16 protein-coding genes are annotated in these 15,877 nt (G+C 63.9%); 8 read left to right on the top strand and 8 right to left on the bottom strand.

Translation table 11 applies throughout. From position 1 onward, the window contains the following. Positions 1-52 precede the first annotated feature (52 nt). Together IVB46_RS06900 and IVB46_RS06895 are read left to right on the top strand one after the other, a co-directional pair. Entirely contained in the window at positions 53-427 is a 375-nt protein-coding gene (locus IVB46_RS06900; protein ID WP_247309157.1) for an Hpt domain-containing protein, read from the top strand. A gap of 166 nt (positions 428-593) precedes the next feature. Next, positions 594-914: a 2Fe-2S iron-sulfur cluster-binding protein gene (locus IVB46_RS06895; protein WP_014493954.1), complete on the top strand. Its 321-nt coding sequence runs from the start codon at positions 594-596 to the stop codon at positions 912-914. A 15-nt stretch (positions 915-929) separates the two neighbouring features. Here IVB46_RS06895 and IVB46_RS06890 read toward each other — a convergent pair whose 3' ends face one another. Next, on the bottom strand, positions 930-1,397 hold the full coding sequence (locus IVB46_RS06890; protein ID WP_247309159.1) for a thioesterase family protein: 468 nt from the start codon (positions 1,395-1,397) through the stop codon (positions 930-932). A 181-nt stretch (positions 1,398-1,578) separates the two neighbouring features. On the opposite strand from IVB46_RS06890, the gene IVB46_RS06885 reads away from it, so the two are divergent. Both IVB46_RS06885 and IVB46_RS06880 read left to right on the top strand, forming a co-directional pair. Beyond that, a complete protein-coding gene (locus tag IVB46_RS06885; protein WP_247309161.1) occupies positions 1,579-2,607 on the top strand; it encodes an NAD(P)/FAD-dependent oxidoreductase in 1,029 nt (342 codons plus the stop codon). Between the two features lie 107 nt (positions 2,608-2,714). After that, positions 2,715-3,326, top strand: a complete 612-nt coding sequence (locus IVB46_RS06880) for a DUF2147 domain-containing protein (protein ID WP_028148559.1) — start codon at positions 2,715-2,717, stop codon at positions 3,324-3,326. A gap of 115 nt (positions 3,327-3,441) precedes the next feature. Here the strand turns inward: IVB46_RS06880 and IVB46_RS06875 are convergent, their stop codons facing one another. Next, complete coding sequence (locus tag IVB46_RS06875; protein WP_247309163.1) at positions 3,442-4,542, bottom strand: hypothetical protein; 1,101 nt, start codon at positions 4,540-4,542, stop codon at positions 3,442-3,444. A 399-nt stretch (positions 4,543-4,941) separates the two neighbouring features. On the opposite strand from IVB46_RS06875, the gene IVB46_RS06870 reads away from it, so the two are divergent. After that, positions 4,942-5,298, top strand: a complete 357-nt coding sequence (locus IVB46_RS06870) for a hypothetical protein (protein WP_175618040.1) — start codon at positions 4,942-4,944, stop codon at positions 5,296-5,298. Positions 5,299-5,408: 110 nt separating this feature from the next. Here IVB46_RS06870 and IVB46_RS06865 read toward each other — a convergent pair whose 3' ends face one another. Together IVB46_RS06865 and IVB46_RS06860 are read right to left on the bottom strand one after the other, a co-directional pair. After that, positions 5,409-7,673 (bottom strand): TonB-dependent siderophore receptor, encoded by a 2,265-nt coding sequence (locus IVB46_RS06865; protein WP_247309165.1) that lies wholly within the window; start codon positions 7,671-7,673, stop codon positions 5,409-5,411. A gap of 267 nt (positions 7,674-7,940) precedes the next feature. After that, positions 7,941-8,357 carry a helix-turn-helix domain-containing protein gene (locus tag IVB46_RS06860; RefSeq protein WP_208087729.1) on the bottom strand — a complete coding sequence of 139 codons (417 nt, stop codon included), beginning with the start codon at positions 8,355-8,357 and terminating at the stop codon, positions 7,941-7,943. Between the two features lie 159 nt (positions 8,358-8,516). On the opposite strand from IVB46_RS06860, the gene IVB46_RS06855 reads away from it, so the two are divergent. Beyond that, positions 8,517-9,710 (top strand): major royal jelly family protein, encoded by a 1,194-nt coding sequence (locus tag IVB46_RS06855; RefSeq protein WP_247342325.1) that lies wholly within the window; start codon positions 8,517-8,519, stop codon positions 9,708-9,710. A gap of 48 nt (positions 9,711-9,758) precedes the next feature. Here the strand turns inward: IVB46_RS06855 and IVB46_RS06850 are convergent, their stop codons facing one another. The 3 genes from IVB46_RS06850 to IVB46_RS06840 all read right to left on the bottom strand — a co-directional run bounded on the left by IVB46_RS06850 (position 9,759) and on the right by IVB46_RS06840 (position 12,262). Then, entirely contained in the window at positions 9,759-10,028 is a 270-nt protein-coding gene (locus IVB46_RS06850; protein ID WP_247309171.1) for a hypothetical protein, read from the bottom strand. Positions 10,029-10,220: 192 nt separating this feature from the next. Further along, positions 10,221-11,585, bottom strand: coding sequence for a HAMP domain-containing sensor histidine kinase (locus IVB46_RS06845; protein WP_247309173.1), 1,365 nt, complete (start codon positions 11,583-11,585; stop codon positions 10,221-10,223). Continuing rightward, positions 11,582-12,262 carry a response regulator transcription factor gene (locus IVB46_RS06840; protein ID WP_071912145.1) on the bottom strand — a complete coding sequence of 227 codons (681 nt, stop codon included), beginning with the start codon at positions 12,260-12,262 and terminating at the stop codon, positions 11,582-11,584. Before IVB46_RS06840 ends, IVB46_RS06845 begins: the two co-directional genes overlap by 4 nt. A 348-nt stretch (positions 12,263-12,610) precedes the next feature. Between IVB46_RS06840 and IVB46_RS06835 the strand changes: the two genes are divergently transcribed. Together IVB46_RS06835 and IVB46_RS06830 are read left to right on the top strand one after the other, a co-directional pair. Next, the gene (locus IVB46_RS06835) at positions 12,611-13,504 is read left to right on the top strand and encodes a MipA/OmpV family protein (RefSeq protein ID WP_247309174.1); all 894 of its coding nucleotides are present in this window, start codon (positions 12,611-12,613) and stop codon (positions 13,502-13,504) included. A 6-nt stretch (positions 13,505-13,510) separates the two neighbouring features. Continuing rightward, on the top strand, positions 13,511-14,251 hold the full coding sequence (locus IVB46_RS06830; RefSeq protein WP_247309176.1) for a hypothetical protein: 741 nt from the start codon (positions 13,511-13,513) through the stop codon (positions 14,249-14,251). A 17-nt stretch (positions 14,252-14,268) separates the two neighbouring features. On the opposite strand, the gene garD is transcribed toward IVB46_RS06830, so the two are convergent. Continuing rightward, on the bottom strand, positions 14,269-15,810 hold the full coding sequence (gene garD / locus IVB46_RS06825) for a galactarate dehydratase (RefSeq protein WP_247309178.1): 1,542 nt from the start codon (positions 15,808-15,810) through the stop codon (positions 14,269-14,271). Positions 15,811-15,877: the final 67 nt, after the last annotated feature.

Here is a 15,877-nt window from a genome sequence, read left to right as displayed (position 1 = left end):
GGGAACTTGACCGCCGGATCGGCGGACATCGCGCGATGCCGGGGCCTGCGCCATGACGCCTGAACTGCAACGGATGGACTGGATGCCTTCGCCCCCGCTTGCACCCATCGACAGCCCGCTCGACCTCGATCACCTCGCGCGCATGACGCTCGGGGACACTGAGCTGGAACAGGAAGTGCTCGCGATGTTCGCCGAGCAGGCGGTCCGCCTGGTCGCGGCGATGGCAGCACTGCCGGCCGAGGCCGGCGCACTCGCCCACAAGCTCAAGGGCTCCGCGCGCGGAATCGGCGCCTTTGCGGTGGCTGATGCCGCAGCCAGCCTGGAGACCGCGGTCCGGACCGGCCATGGCCAGCCCCACGCCTTCGCCGCGTTGAAAGAGGCGGTGACCGAGGCTCGCGCCGCCATCGAGGCGATCCTGAAGCCCTAGGGCGACAAGGCGAGAAACCGCGCTCTAGTCTTTTGTTTTGACGCGTTTTCTTCCCGCGAAGCGGGATTCACGTCGCTTCAAAACCCTATGGCGCCGGGCGGATCGACCCGTTATAGGACAGCCCGGACCCTCCTTCATTCGCAACATCGCGGCAGCACGAGCACACATGGCCAAGATTAACTTTGTCGACCACAAGGGCGAAACCCGTACGGTGGAAGTCGAGAACGGCGCGACCGTGATGGAAGCCGCCATCCGCAACAGCATTCCCGGCATCGAGGCCGAATGCGGCGGTGCCTGTGCCTGCGCAACCTGTCACGTCTATGTCGACGAAGCCTGGCGCGAGAAGGTCGGCAGCCCGACGCCGATGGAAGAGGATATGCTCGATTTCGGTTTCGACGTGCGCCCGAACTCGCGGCTGTCCTGCCAGATCAAGGTCTCCGACGAACTCGACGGGCTCGTCGTGGCGACGCCGGAACGGCAGGCCTGATCGTCCCTCACTATACTAGACGCTCGGCGGCGCGACCTCGATACCGCGCTTGTGCCAGGGTCTGAGCTTCTCGATGATTTCAGCGGTGAGTGGTGCGGGCCGCCGCGTCGCCTCGTCGAGCATGACGCCGACCGACATCGCCGAGGCGATGCACTTTCCTTCCGAAAACACCACCTGTTCGAAGGTCACCGACGTCCGTCCCAGCTTGACCACGCCGAGGCCGAGCTCGATCTTGTTCGGCCAGTGCAGCTCGGCACGGAAATGGATGTCGAGCCGCACCATGATCCAGGCGAGGCCCGGCGGCGTCAGCCCGTATTCCGGGCTCTTCATCAGCGTGACACGGCCGGTCTCGAAATAAGTGGCGTAGACTGCGTTGTTGACGTGCTGGTTCGGATCGAGATCGCCGAAGCGGACATTGTCGCCGAGACGATAGGGATAGTCCTCCAGGCGCGGCGTCGTATCGAGGCGGCTTGGTGCGTTCACCGATTGATCTCCGTCATGTCGCATCCCGTTACAGCCCAGTTATCCTGACCCGGCAAGTGGGTGCGGCTGCGGGGTGCTCCCGCTTTTATGCCTTCCCTGATCCATCCCCGTTGGCTAGACAGGCAGGGTCACTTCTGCCCCCGGGCGGCGTCCAACCGATAACGATCGATAAAGAGACGACATGAGCGACGTGATCAAAACCGATGTGCTGATTATTGGCGCCGGCCCCTGTGGTCTGTTCGCCGCCTTCGAGCTTGGCCTTCTCGACATGAAGGCGCATTTCATCGACATCCTCGACAAGATCGGCGGCCAGTGCGCCGAGCTCTATCCGGAAAAGCCGATCTACGACATTCCCGGCATTCCGCACGTTTCGGGGCAGGGCCTCACCGACGCGCTGATGGAGCAGATCAAGCCGTTCCATCCGACCTTCCATCTCGGCGAGATGGTGGAGACGGTGGAGAAGATCGGCGATCCCTTGTTTCGCTGCACCACCGACGCGGGCAAGGTGTTCGAATGCAAGGTGGTGGTGATCGCGGCCGGCGGCGGCTCGTTCCAGCCCAAGCGCCCGCCGGTGCCGGGCATCGAGGCCTATGAAGGCACTTCGGTGCACTACGCCGTGCGCAAGATGGAGACGTTCCGCGACAAGAGCGTTCTGATCGTCGGCGGCGGCGATTCCGCGCTCGACTGGACGCTCAATCTGCATCCGCTCGCCAAGCGCATCACGCTGCTGCACCGACGCGACGATTTTCGCGCCGCGCCCCACAGCGTCGAGCAGATGCGCGCGCTGGTGGCCGACGGAAAGATGGATCTGCGGCTCGGGCAGGTCACTGCGCTGTCCGGCGCCGAGGGCAAGCTGACCGGCGCCACCGTCAAGGGCAACGACAACAGCGTGAGCGAAATTTCCTGCGATACCATGCTGCCGTTCTTCGGGCTGACCATGAAGCTCGGTCCGGTTGCGAACTGGGGTATCGCGCTCGAGAACAATCTGGTGCCGGTCGAGACGTCCGCGTTCGAGACCAACGTATCAGGCATCTTCGCCATCGGCGACATCAACACCTACCCCGGCAAGATCAAGCTGATCCTGTGCGGCTTCCACGAGGGCGCGCTGATGTCGCAAAAAGCCCATCGCTACGTCTATCCGGAGAAGCGGCTCGTGTTCCAATACACGACCTCGTCCTCCAGTCTGCAAAAGAAGCTCGGTGTCAACTGACGGCACCGGGTTCGGCAGGCAATGCCCCATGTTTCTGGTGCTGGAACCGTTCGCGAAATCGCCGTAGTCTGCGGCCATTGCAGTGGCGGCTTAGCAAGGTGATCATAATGCGGACTCTCTTTTCCAGCTTTCGGCTGCTCTCGCTCCTCGCGCTCGCTGTTGCGCTGACGCTTGGCGCGGTTGGGCCGGTAGCCGCACAGGCGCAGCAGCCAACCGCCGCGGGTCTTTGGCAGAAGATCGAGGACGGCAAGACGGTGGGATGGTTTCTCTTCGTCGACCACAACGGCATCTTCGAAGGCGTGATCGCAAAAACCTTTCCGCGCCCCGGCGACGACCCGAACGAGGTCTGTGCGAAATGCACCGATGATCGCAAGAACGCGCCGGTGCTCGGGCTCTCCTTCATCCGCGACATGAAGCGCGACGGCTTGAAGTATGATGGCGGCAACGTGGTCAATCCGCGCGACGGCAACATCTGGAAGGCCAAGATGTCGGTCAGCGCGGACGGGCAGACGCTGACCATGCGCGGCTTCCTCGGCATCTCCCTGTTCGGCAAGGACGAGACCTGGACGCGTCTTCCCGACGCCTACATCGCCCAGGTCGATCCTGCCATCGTCGCCAAATATCTTCCGGCACAGGCGACCGCCGCGACGACGAAGCCGGCGCCTGCGCCCGCAGCGAAGAAGGGCGGCGCGATGATGGCGCCCGCGCCGAAGCAGTAGGGCTCCTCCGTATCCTCGCGCTGTCTCTGGAATAGTGGATCGCCCGATCAAGTCGGGCGATGACAGTTGAGTGCGTGGCCCGGGCGTGCCTCAGCAACGACGGTCTCGACGACCGTCAATACGTCCGTGCCTTCTTGCAGGGCGCGTAGAACGTGCCGTTGCCGGCGACGACCCGCTCGAGGCATTGCCGGGGATCGGTGATCTCGCCGTCGACCTGGAAATAATAGGCCTGCGATCCCAGGCTCAGGACGTAATGTCCCGGCGCAAGCTCGAGCCCTGAATCGCCGGTGTGAAGCTCGTACATCTCGGGCTTCCCCGGGATCGGCGACACCCGGAACGGATAGGCGAAGTTTCGGATCACCCCGACATCTTCTCCGCCGCCCAGATTTTTGCCTGCGGCGTCGGTCGAAAACTCCCTGGCGATCTTCGCGACGACCCGAACCTCGACGCGCTCCGGGATCACGTTCGCGGCGTCCCGCCGAAACACGATGAATTTGACGCGGCCGTTCGGCAGATGCGGGCGATCAGGCTTCTTGAACTCCGGTGAAATCGCGATGCGCATGTCCGGCGCCATCACGCCGGTCGCATTCAATTCCGCCAGCGATTTGTCGTCGATCAATGCGTAGATGCCGTAGTCGGTTGGCAATACGCGCGTCGGGGGAGGCGGGGCAGGGGTGACCATCTCCGGTTTGGCGACCGTGATCGTCGTCTCCGGCTTGGGCGATACCTGCGCGATCTCCGGGGCCTGGGACGAAATCTGCCGGCGCAGCGCGGCGATGTTGTCTCGCTGCGAGACGATCAGGATGACTGCGCCAACGGCAAGCAGGATGGCCGCCGTACGCTTGATCACCGGTAGAAGCGGGCCCGAGATCGCAGGCAGCTTGCTGCGGGATATCTCGATCCTCGATCGCAAGACGGTCGCGTCGCCGGACACCAGGAGACCGCCTGTCTCGGTCGCCTTTGACGACGTGAGCTGTTGTGACGGCAGGCGCTCCAGCGGCGCCTGGTCGCGCGAGAATTTTTCGACCTCCTCGATCGCGACCTCGAGCGCCCGCTTCATCTGGTCGATGTTCCTGGCGTCGGCGTAGGTGAACTGCTCCTGGAGCTTGTAGCGGGCGAGGTCGTAGACCATCTGCCGCCTGGCATCCGCGTCGTCCTTCACCGTCTCGAGCATGCGCGAAATCACGAGTGCAAACTGCACTTCGCTTGCGGGCAAGTCGGTCGGATCCTGCTGGCCAGGAAGCAACTCTCTCGAACTCATAGCGCTGACGGTCCAATGCCAGTCACGCCAACACCTGATTTCTCTAATTGAAACAGTTGATTAAACGATGCGGCCCGCGTCCGCGGCCGTTTCGTACACGTCCTCGCGGAACAAGGAAAGCCTCCAAAACGGCTGCGGCAAATTGCCGGCGCATTGGACATGCAGCACGTGCGCGCCGGCCGGGGCAAAACCGTGCGGCCGTAGTTCTCCGGAATGCGCGCTGGCGCCGGATTTGCATAGCTGTCGCAAAGCCGCTGGGGAGCGAGTCGCCGTCTCCACGCCTGCCGCCACCGTGCGGAAGGCGGACGGCGGTGTCTGTCCCTCGCGGCGCTGATTGCGATCCGCGGAGACGATATGCGACTTGCCAGACTATGTGCGGCGGCGCTGCTGGGGCCGATGGCGCTGCTTGCGACCTCGGCGCTGGCGCGCGACGACGGCCGCTATGCCAACTCGCCGCTAAAACCCTGGTTCGAGAGCCTGCACAGCAAATACGGGCAATGCTGCTCGGATGCCGACGGCTACGTCATAGCCGACGTCGACTGGGAATCCGATAGCGGCCACTACCGCGTGCGCATCGACGACGAATGGGTCGTCGTGCCCGACGGCGCGGTGATCACCGAGCCGAACAAGATCGGTCGAACCATGGTGTGGAAGCACTATGTCGACGGCCATCCCCGCGTGCGCTGCTTCATGCCCGGCAGCATGACCTAGCGGTCGTGGCTAAAGCGCGATGAGATTGGGATGAATCGTCATCGCGCTTTAGATTATTGTTTGAGCATGATCTTTGCGGAAAACCGCTACACACTTTTCCGGATCATGCTCTAGAATTTGTACGTCACGCTGCCGAGCAGCGTGCGGCCGATACCGAGAAAGCAGTCGCCGCCGATCCGGCAGGTGGTGAGGTGACGCTTGTCGAAGAGGTTGCTGGCATTGACCTGAAGTCGCCAGGGGCCGTTGTCATAGCGGACCATGGCGTCGAACAAAGTGTAGTCCGGCGTGCGGATGGTGTCGGTGCCGTCCCAGGATTGGCCGATGTAACGCACGCCGCCGCCAACGGTGACGCCCGGCAGGCCAAACCAGGCGAGGCGATATTTCGTCCATAGCGAGGCCTGGTGATCCGGTACGGTCTCGACATGCTTGCCGGCATTGTCGCCGCTCTCCACGCGGGCATCAATATAGGTGTAGGCGGCGATCAGGTCGAGATCCGGAGTCAGACTCGTGAGCACCTCGAGCTCGGCGCCACGGATACGGACCTTGCCGGTCTGAATCGAGAGCAGGGGATTGTCAGGATCGCTTGCCAGCCGGTTCTTCTCGGTGATGTCGTAGATCGCGCCGTTGATCGCATTGCGCGGTGTCGGATTGTACTTGAAGCCGAGCTCGACCATTTCGCCACGCTGAGGCGCGCATACGGTGGCACAGATTCCAGCGCCGAAGATCGGGTTGAACGATTGCGCGTAGGTGACGTAGGGCGTGACGCCGAACGGCAGTTCGTACATCAGCGCGGCACGGCCGGTTGTCGCCTGATAGTTCTCGACCGGAGATCCCTGCGTGTCACTCGTGACGTAGTCGTGGCGCAGGCCGAGGACCGCGAGCCACGGTCCGAGCCGCAACTGGTCCTGAGCGTAGAGGCCGAACTGGCTCTGACGGAGGTTCGGTTCGGGTGACATCGCCGGGGCGGTCACGCCGTTGTAGACCGGCGTGTAGAGATCGAAAGGTGTCGGGTCAGTAGCGAAGCCGGATTGCGCGCGCTCCCTGGCCTCGCGGTAGTCGGCCCCGAGCAACACCTTGTGTGCGACCGCCCCGGTCTGCAATTTCAGCTCGGCATTGCTGTCCGAGGTCAGGCTATCCTTGACCGTCTCGCGGCTCCATACGCTGCGTGCCACGGTGCGCCTGCTGGAATCGAGAAACGGATAGTTCGGATCGCTCGGATCGACAAAATTCAGATCCGGCCACATCGACCGATAAATACCTTCGACATGGGCGTAACGCAGATTCTGCCGGATCTTCAGGCCATCGCTGAAACTGTGCTCGAACAGGCTGCTGATCGCGCCGGTCTCGGTCTGGTATTTGTCAAAGCCAGGCTCGCTGGCAAAACGCTGCACCGGAATGAAGCCGTTGGGGCCGGGATAGAGCGTGCCCTCATGCGGCAGAAACGCCGTGGAGGACCCCGTGGTGTCCTTCTGATAGGTGCCGAGCACGGTCCAACTGGTGTTGTTGGTCGGCCGCCAGGTCAGCGACGGTGCGAGCACGATGCGGTCGTCCTTGACGTAGTCGGTCTGCATGTTGCTGTCGCGAAACACGCCGATGAAGCGATAGAGCCACTCGCCGTCCTTGGTCAGCTTACCCGTCGAGTCGAGCTGCACCTGCTTGCGGTTGAAGCTACCGTATTGGACGCCGATCTCATTGGCGGATTCGGCCTGGGGGCGCTTCGAGACCAGGTTCAACAGGCCTGCGGTCGAGGTGTCGCCGTAAAGCACCGAGGAGGGACCGCGCAGCACCTCGATGCGCTCCAGCGTATATGGCTCCGGCCGCCACTCATTGAAGTTCCAGGTGTTCACCACACGGGTGCCGTCGAGATAGATGTTCGGGTCCTGGCCGCGGATGCGCGGATAGTCGCCGCGCGAGTCCGCGCCGTAGGCGTCCGCGAACACGCCCGGCACGTAGCGCAGCGCATCCTGCACTGTGGTCGCGCCCTGGTCGATGATGCGGTCGGCGGTGACCACGGTGATCGACTGCGGCGTCTCGCGCAGCGGCGTATCGGTCTTCGTGCCGGTGCCGCTGCGGGTCGCGACGTAGCCGCGGACGGGGCCTGTCGCGGTCTCTGCGCCCGTGCTCGCGCCGGCCGCCTGTGTATCGACGTTCGACGATGCGCGCTCGGCCTGACGACGGCGGCTTGCCGCCTGTGCGGCCTGACGGGAGGGAGACGGACGTGTGCGCGCTGCCGGCCGCGACGATTGCTCGACCACGACGGCGGGCAATTCCTGCGACGATGATTGCGCCTCGGCCGGCACCGCATCCATCAGGCCTGCCAACAGCGGCAGCGCGCCGCCGATCAATCCTGCCGTCGTTCTGAGATATGTAGTCATTCGCGACCCCATCATTTGCGGGGCGGACGACTAACAAGCGCAGTCGATGGCTTGAAGTGCGGGAGGGGCGCAATGGTCCCTCAATCATCAGATTTGGAATTAGTATTTATATAAGTAGAGCGCGCGCCGCTTGATGGCGGCGCGCGGATGGCCTCATGTGAGGATGGAGAATCGTGTCTCGTCGCGGCGTAGGCCGACGCCGTCTTGATCGACGTGTGCGATTTACTTGCAGTCGCTGCAAGGCATCGTGGATACGCAGGAGCCCGCCTACGCGCGGCCTGCCGGCAGGCTCCGTCTGACCCGCGGCGAGAGCGAAACGGCGCCGTCGACCGCGCCGGCACGGGCCGCTTCCGTCGCGAGATACTGATTGCCCCATGTCCAGAGCATGCGAACGACCGGTTCGAGCGAGCGCCCAAGCGCCGTCAGGGAATACTCGACCCGCGGCGGGACCTCCGCATAGATCTCGCGGTGAATGAGGCCGTCCGCCTCGAGTTCGCGGAGCTGGCGCGTCAGCATGCGCTGCGTGATCCGGGACAGGCGCCGCTTGAGCTCGTTGAAGCGAATCGTATCGTCGAGCAGGTGATAGAGAATCACGCCCTTCCACTTGCCGTCGATCAGATCGAGGGTGGCCTCCACGGGGCATCCCACGGCACAATCATACGTCTTGCTGCCGAGCTTCTGCATGGTTCACTCCGTGATACTAGAGGACTGGCCTGTGCGTAATTGTCAGTCCCCAAATTAGCGCGCATCGTGGCTCTCGCAAAGATCGATATTGGCGAGGCGGTGATGAACGAGCGACCGCTTCGGCTCGCATTGGGTCTCTGCATTGAAATCCTGTGGCGGTTGCCGGCGCGGGCCGGGCGCATGCGCGCCGGAATAACCGTTGAAAACAAAGCGAGGGACCGGTGCGAAGGCGTGAGGAGAGGAATTCGACTTGTCATTTTTCTGTCGGCGGCAATCGTCACGGGCGCAGCCTGTGCGGAGAGCGGAGGCGGCAACGCGGAAATCTTCGCGAAGCTCCCTCAGTCGGTCGGCAACATTGCGTTTACGCCGGACAATCAGCTGATCTTCAGTCACCATCCATTCTTCAGTCCCGACGTTCGTGTGGCGCGGCTGACATCGCCGACGACGTTCGAGCCGTTTCCAAATGCGGAATGGAATACGCCACGAAAGGGCACCGATCAGTACCTGGATAACGTCCTGGGTCTTCGTTCCGACGAAAGCGGTGTCGTGTGGATCATCGACATGGGATTCCGGACGCAGATCACGCCGAAGCTGGTCGGCTGGAACACGCGCGCGAACAGGCTGGAGCGCATCTACTACATGCCGGAGCCCGTGACCGTGAAAGGCTCGCAGCCGCAGGACATCGTGATCGACCAGAAGAACCGGAAATTCTACATCGCCGACGAAAACATCGGGCCCGGTGGCGATGGCTCTCACGCTGCGATCATCGTCATCGACATGGATACGGGTGCCGCCCGGCGCGTGCTGGATGGCGATCGATCCACCGTCCCGGAAAATGTGCCGATCACCGTGGATGGCAATGATCTGACGGTGCCTGGCAAGGACGGCAAGCCTTCGCTCATCAAGGTCGGCTGCGACGGCATCACGATGGATGCCAGGTCCGAATGGGTCTATTTCGCGCCACTCAGCGGCCGGTCGCTGTACCGCATCAAGGCCACCGACCTCGGCAATGAGAAGCTGCCCGCCGAAGAGCTGAGCGCGCGGGTGGAACGCTACTCGGACAAGCCGAACAATGGCGGCCTGTCGATCGACTATGCGGGCAACATCTACCTGACTGCGGTCGAGACCAAATCGATTGGAATCATAGGAGCCGACCGGAAGTTTCGCACTTACCTGAGCGATCCGGACATGGTGTGGCCGGACGGGATTACTGCCTCTCCCGACGGGTACATGTACGTGTCCGCGTCTCAGGTCTCCGCAGCCGCCATGTTCCATGGCGGCAAGGCGGAAAACAAGACGCCGTATCTGATCTATCGGTTCAAGCCGATCGCTGCAGGCTATATCTCACGCTGACGGCGGGAGCTACGACCCCGGCAAGGGCAGCCGGGGTCAAAAACTGTCTCAGCGTTCTGCGCTCGTGGCGTTGGCGCTCGCCAGCCGCTTGACGCGCGGCGACAGCACCGACATCTGCGCGGGCGAGGCGGGCATGCCGGCGACGATCATCGCGGGCGCAATCGACTGCTCCTCGACCCCGGCGCCGCCGAGAACCTGCACTTGTGTCGTCGAAATCGGAAACGACTTCACTTCGTAAGAGGGAAGCTCGCCGGCAAATGCGTCGGCCGAGCTCACAATCATGGCGCCGGCAACGGCAATCATCGAAAGAACGCGCATTGGAAAATCTCCGTGGAAGATGGCAATCGGAGGTTTGGTCGCGGCGATACCGTGCCAGGTTCGCTTGCGTGCGAACATTCGACCGCCGCCGGCGGATCTATTTGATTGCATGATGCGACAGGCGTGAAACGCGGAAGAAGTTTTCCGCGCCAATGTTTCCGGACGGTTTCGCGGAAGGCTCGAAACGACTTGTCAGCCCGTTTGCAGATCGAGGTGCGGCGATCTGGTCGTCGCGGTGGCCTCGGAAAAGCGCAAGCTCATCGTCGTGCCGCGGCCCGGCGCGGAGGAGATGACCAACTCGCCGCCGTGCGCGGCCATGATCTCGCGGACGATCGACAGGCCGAGGCCGGCGCCGTCGCCCGCGCTGTTGCCGGTCTGAAATGGCTCGAGCAGCCTGTGCTCCGCACCGTCGGGCAGGCCCGCGCCGTCATCGTCGATCGAGATGTCGCCGCGGCTAACCGTCGCAACGATGCGCCGCGCACCATGGGCGTGGATGAGTGCGTTGCCGACGAGATTGGCAAGCGCACTGCGTACCGCGGCGTCGACGCCCTGCACCAGGAACGGACCTTCTTCGGCGTGCTCCAGCGCAAGCTCTATGTCGGCGTCCAGCGCCGAGGGGCTGAAATCGGCCAGCACGTCCAGCGTGATCTCGGCAAGATCGATCGGTCGCTTCTCGATCGCGTGATTTTGCAATCGCGCGAGGTCAAGCATGGCGGAGACCAGCGACGTCAAGCGGCGGACGTCGCGCACCAATTCCACCCTCAGCGCCGGCTCGGGCACGTCCTCGATTTTCGCGCGCAGCAGCGTGAGCGGCGTGCGCAGCTGATGGGCGGCGTTGCCGAGAAAGCGGCGTTGCATCCTGATGTAGGCGTCGATCTCGCCGAAGGCGCGGTTCAGCGCCGCGACCAGCGGCTTCAGCTCGGTGGGGACTTCGGACAGGGATATCAGGCCCTGCGGGGCCGATGGGTCGATCGCGAGCGCGCGACGCGCCACCCGTTCGATGCCGCGCGAGACGAAACGTGCGGCCAGCATTGAGCCGATGGCGACCGTCGCCGCAAAGGCCAGCGCCAGCGTGATGATCGCGAAAATGCTGCGGACAAGGAAGTTCCTTGCAATCCGGCCGAAGCGAACCTTGGGTTCGCCGACCATCATCGTAAGCTGCAACGGGCCCCGTTGCACGACGGCGAGACAAAAGGTGTTCTTCTGGTCGAGTGTGCTGAAGACGGACGAGCCGATCGGCCCGTGATAGGGAAACGCGAAGGGGAGGGTGGGCCGGCGTTCGCTCCCGTATTCGCTGACCAGATCGCCCGCGGACAAGACGTACCAGAGGTTCGGGCTGTCCGCTTTAAGCTCCTCGAGGGCGGGAGTCGGGCGTACCGTCAGGTTTTGCCCCTCGATCACCGTGGCGCGATCGAGAACGGCGACCACAATGCGGCAAGCCCTGAACTCGCGTTCCTCCATCGGGTAACGCCAGATGAAGACACCGAGCATGATCAGGAAGATCGTCGTCGCGGCGATGCCAAGCGACAGCGCAAACGTTCGGGCAATCGACGTCATCGCGGTGTTGCCAGCCGCAGGATGTAGCCGATGCCCCGCATGCTGCGGATCTCGACATCGCCGCCGAGCTCGGTCAGTTTCTTCCGCAAGCGCGAGACCTGCGCTTCGAGCGTGTTGGATTCGATCTCGTCGTCGAAGCCGTAGATCTCCTCGATCAGGGCGGCGCGGGTGATGACGCGGTCGCGGCGCATCAGGAGCGCTCCGAGGATCAGCGCCTCGCGCCGGCGCAGCAGGATTTTCGTGTCGGCGACCACCGCCTCGTTGCTGCCGAGATGCAGCTCGACATTGCCGAGCGACAGCACCGAGGGCGCGAGCTGCCGGGGGCGCCGCAACACAGCGCGCACCCGCGCAATGAGCTCCTGCGGCTCGAACGGCTTGCCGAGATAGTCGTCGGCGCCGCCATTGAGACCGTCGACGACATCCTCCTTGGCGTCCTTGGAGGTCAGCATGATGATCGCGGGACGGTCCGCCGATCGGCTCAGCGCCGTCACCACCTGGAGCGCATCTCCATCGGGCAGCATCCGGTCGATGATCGCGAGATCATATTTGAAATTGTCCAGCGCCTGACGGGCATCGGCAATCGAGCCGACGACGTCGACAATGCCGTGCAATTGTCCGAGCAGGCGGCTGACATAGGCGCCGATCTGCGGTTCGTCTTCGATTACGAGGGAGCGCACGGGACGTCCTTGACTCTGCTGGGGCAACAAGACCCTGAGCGTGACGCTCCCTGGCCGAAGTCTGGCGTTCCGGCTCGTGCGCAGGGTTCCCATTAAGGCAGCGAGCTTGGCGAATAAAAGGCAGGAACGCGGGCGCCGACCGGCCCTAGCGCGCAAAGTTTGGGAGCGTGAGCGCGGCCCGGCAATGTTCGGGCAATATTGATCCGGCGGCGCGCCCGGCATGCGCCGCGAATGGATCGGGGCGCTGCTTGCCCCTTGCAATCTTGGGGCAATTTTGCCGGACCACATGCTGTGGCTCCTAACCACACGAGTCGACCAGGCCAGCAAGGCCGGTCCGGGGCCCCGTAAATGAAGCATTTTGACGAAGCCGCTCTCGATCCTGCGGCGAGAGCGCAGCAAACCTTGCTGACCGCCTTCCTCGCCGCGTTCGGCGCGATCCTGGCAATCCCGCAGTCGGCATCGGCGCAGACGGCGTTCACACTGCCAGCCCCGCCGTTCGACGTGCCGATGCTGCCGTCACCTTCCGGCAACTGGACCGTCATGGTCGGCATCGGCGGAGAGTACACGCCGGATTTCGTCGGATCGAAGAACGGGAAGCTCATGCCGATCCCGATCTTCTCCATTCGCCGTGCCGGATCGGTCGACCAGTTTCGCGGGCCCCGCGACAGCGCCAGCATCGCGCTGCTCGACGTCGGCAATTTTCGCGCCGGCCCTGCGTTCAAATACGTCGCGTCGCGCAAGAGCGACAAATATGCCGAGCTGACCGGCCTTGGCGACGTCAAGGCCGCATACGAGCTCGGTGGGTTCGTCGAATATTTTCCGGTCGACTGGCTGCGCCTGCGCAGTGAATTGCGCCAGGGCATGGGCGGCCATACCGGCACGGTCGCCGATGTCTCCGCCGACGTCATCGTGCCGCTGATCCAAAGGCTCACGATCTCGGCCGGCCCGCGCTTCACCTGGAAAAGCACCAAGGCGACCGCGCCCTATTTCGGCGTCGACGCCACGCAGGCGATGGCGTCGGGACTGCCGATGTACGACGCTAGGGGCGGTGCGCATTCGGTCGGCTTCGGCAGCCAGATCTCCTATCGCATCAATCCGCAGTGGGAAGTCCATGCCTATGTCGAGTATGAGAAGCTGCTGGGCGACGCCGCAAACAGCCCGCTCGTGAAGCTGCGGGGATCGTCGAACCAGACGACGATCGGCCTCGGTGCGTCCTATTCGTTCGATTTCAGGATTCGATAGATCACCATGCGCCGCATTTCTTTTCTATGGGTTGGCCTGGCGGTCGCTTGCATCGCCCTCGGCGCGGCCGCCGCGTTCGAGACGCGCGCGACCCGGCTCCAGGCGATCAAGACCGTCGGCATCGTCTCGGCCATCGGCGAGGAGATGAGCCTGACGCAAGCCGGCCTGATTGCGCTCGGCAACGCCGGGCAAAGCCTCTCGATCAGCGCATGGGGGCTGGACGAGCTGATCGTCCAGCAGGCGACGAAGCTGCTCGGCGGACGCTTTCGCGTGCAGGCGGTGAGCTACCGGCGTGCGGCGTTTGCCGCGATCAGGGATTCGGCGGTTGCGCCCGTCAATCTCCTGCGCAGCGATCCGTTCAAGGAACTGGTTCGCAGCGATGTCGCGCCGCAGGGGTTGGATGCGTACATCGTCATCACCCGGGCCAGATCGAAGCTCGGCAACGGCCGCAACGTCGAGGGCATCGGGCTCGCCCAATATCGGACGCTGCTTGCGGACTACGGCCTGATCCACGCGCTCTACGAGGTGCGCGTGATCGACGGCAAGTCGTTCGACGTGATCGAGAAGCGGGCGGCCGCGCCGCTCGATAACACCGGAACCATGCGGCTCGCCGGACCCAGCGGGCCGATCGACGCGACGTTCGAGGGGCCGGCTGCGAGCGAACGGCTACGCGCGGCGATCACGGATCTCATCACGCGCAGCTTGCCCGTCACGCTGGGCGACATGCACCTGATCGACGGTCAGTGAGGCCGGTTGGCCCGGCCTCAGGTCACCGGCGCCGGATTGAACAGCGTGAGGTCGTTGTGGATGCCCCAGCGATCCGACCACGGCTTTGTGCGGCCACTGGCGACGTCGAGGATCAGGCGGAACAGGTCCCAGCCGGTTTCCTCGATGGTCTTCTCGCCGGTGGCGATGCCGCCGGCATCGAAATCGATCAGGTCCTTCCAGCGGCGCGCGAGCTCGGTGCGCGTCGCGACCTTGATGACGGGCGCAGCCGCCAGGCCATAGGGCGTGCCGCGGCCGGTGGTGAACACCTGCAGCGTCATGCCGGAGGCGAGCTGGAGCGTGCCGCAGATGAAGTCGGAGGCGGGTGTTGCCGCGAACAGCATGCCCTTCTGGGTCGCCTTCTCGCCGGGCGAGAGCACGCCGGTGATGGCGGACGAGCCGGATTTGACGATCGAGCCGAGTGATTTTTCGACGATGTTGGCGAGGCCGCCCTTCTTGTTACCGGGCGTGGTATTGGCGCTGCGGTCGGCGCCGCCGCGGGCGAGATAAGAGTCGTACCAGGCCATCTCGCGCACCAGCGCGCGGCCGACATCCTCGTTGATGGCGCGGCGCGTGAGCAGCTGGATCGCATCGCGGACCTCGGTGACCTCGGAGAACATCACGGTCGCGCCGGCACGCACCAGCAGGTCCGCCGCAAAGCCCAGCGCGGGGTTGGCGGTGACGCCGGAGAACGCGTCGCTGCCGCCGCATTGCAGGCCGATGACGAGGTCGGCGGCCGGGCAGGTCTCACGGGTGCGCTTGTTGAGGATCTTCAGGCGGGCCTCAGCCTGGGTCATGATCGCATCGACGATGGCGCCAAAACCGTCGAAAGCTTCGTCCTGCATACGCACGATGGCATCGCTGACGCCCTCCGGCACCAGTCGCTCGGGCGCGAGCTTTTCGCAGCCGAGACTGATGACCAGAATCTCGCCGCCGAAATTCGGGTTCTGCGCGATGTTCTGCAGCGTGCGGATCGGAACGACCGCATCGGGCGCATTGATGGCGACGCCGCAGCCATAGGCGTGCGTCAGCGGCACGACGTCGTCGACGTTCGGGTATTTCGGCAGCAGTTCGGCGCGGATGCGCTTCACGGCGTATTCCATCGTGCCCTTGACGCATTGCACGGAGGAGGAGATGCCGAGGATGTTCTTGGTGCCGACCGAGCCATCGGAGTTGCGAAAGCCTTCGAAGGTGAAGCCTTCGAGGGGCGGCAGCGGCGCGGGGACGGCGGTCGAGATTTCCAGCTTGTCGAGGGCAGGGGCCTCCGGCATGCGGATGCGCGCTTCGTCGACCCATTCGCCGGCCAGGATCGGCGACAACGCGTGGCCGATCACCTCGCCGTAGCGGATGATCGGTTGATCTTGCGCGATATCGACCAGCGCTGTCTTGTGCCCTTGCGGCACGAAGGCGCGCAGCGTCAGCCCGCTGGCGAAGCGGGAGCCGGCGGGAAGCCCGAAATCATTGACCACGATCGCGACATTGTCGCGCTCGTTGAGCTTGATGTAGCGTGGCTGCTCTTTCGCTGCGACGTCCTGGTCCATCTGCTTTGCCTCAGAAGCTGAAGTCGTAGGGTGGGCAAAGGCGCAACGCGCCGTGCCCACCCTGCTT

The sequence above is a fragment of the Bradyrhizobium sp. 61 genome, assembly GCF_023073075.1.
GTDB lineage: Bacteria > Pseudomonadota > Alphaproteobacteria > Rhizobiales > Xanthobacteraceae > Bradyrhizobium > Bradyrhizobium barranii.
Note: the sequence above shows the minus strand (reverse complement) of the source record. Positions and strands in the feature narration are given on the sequence as shown.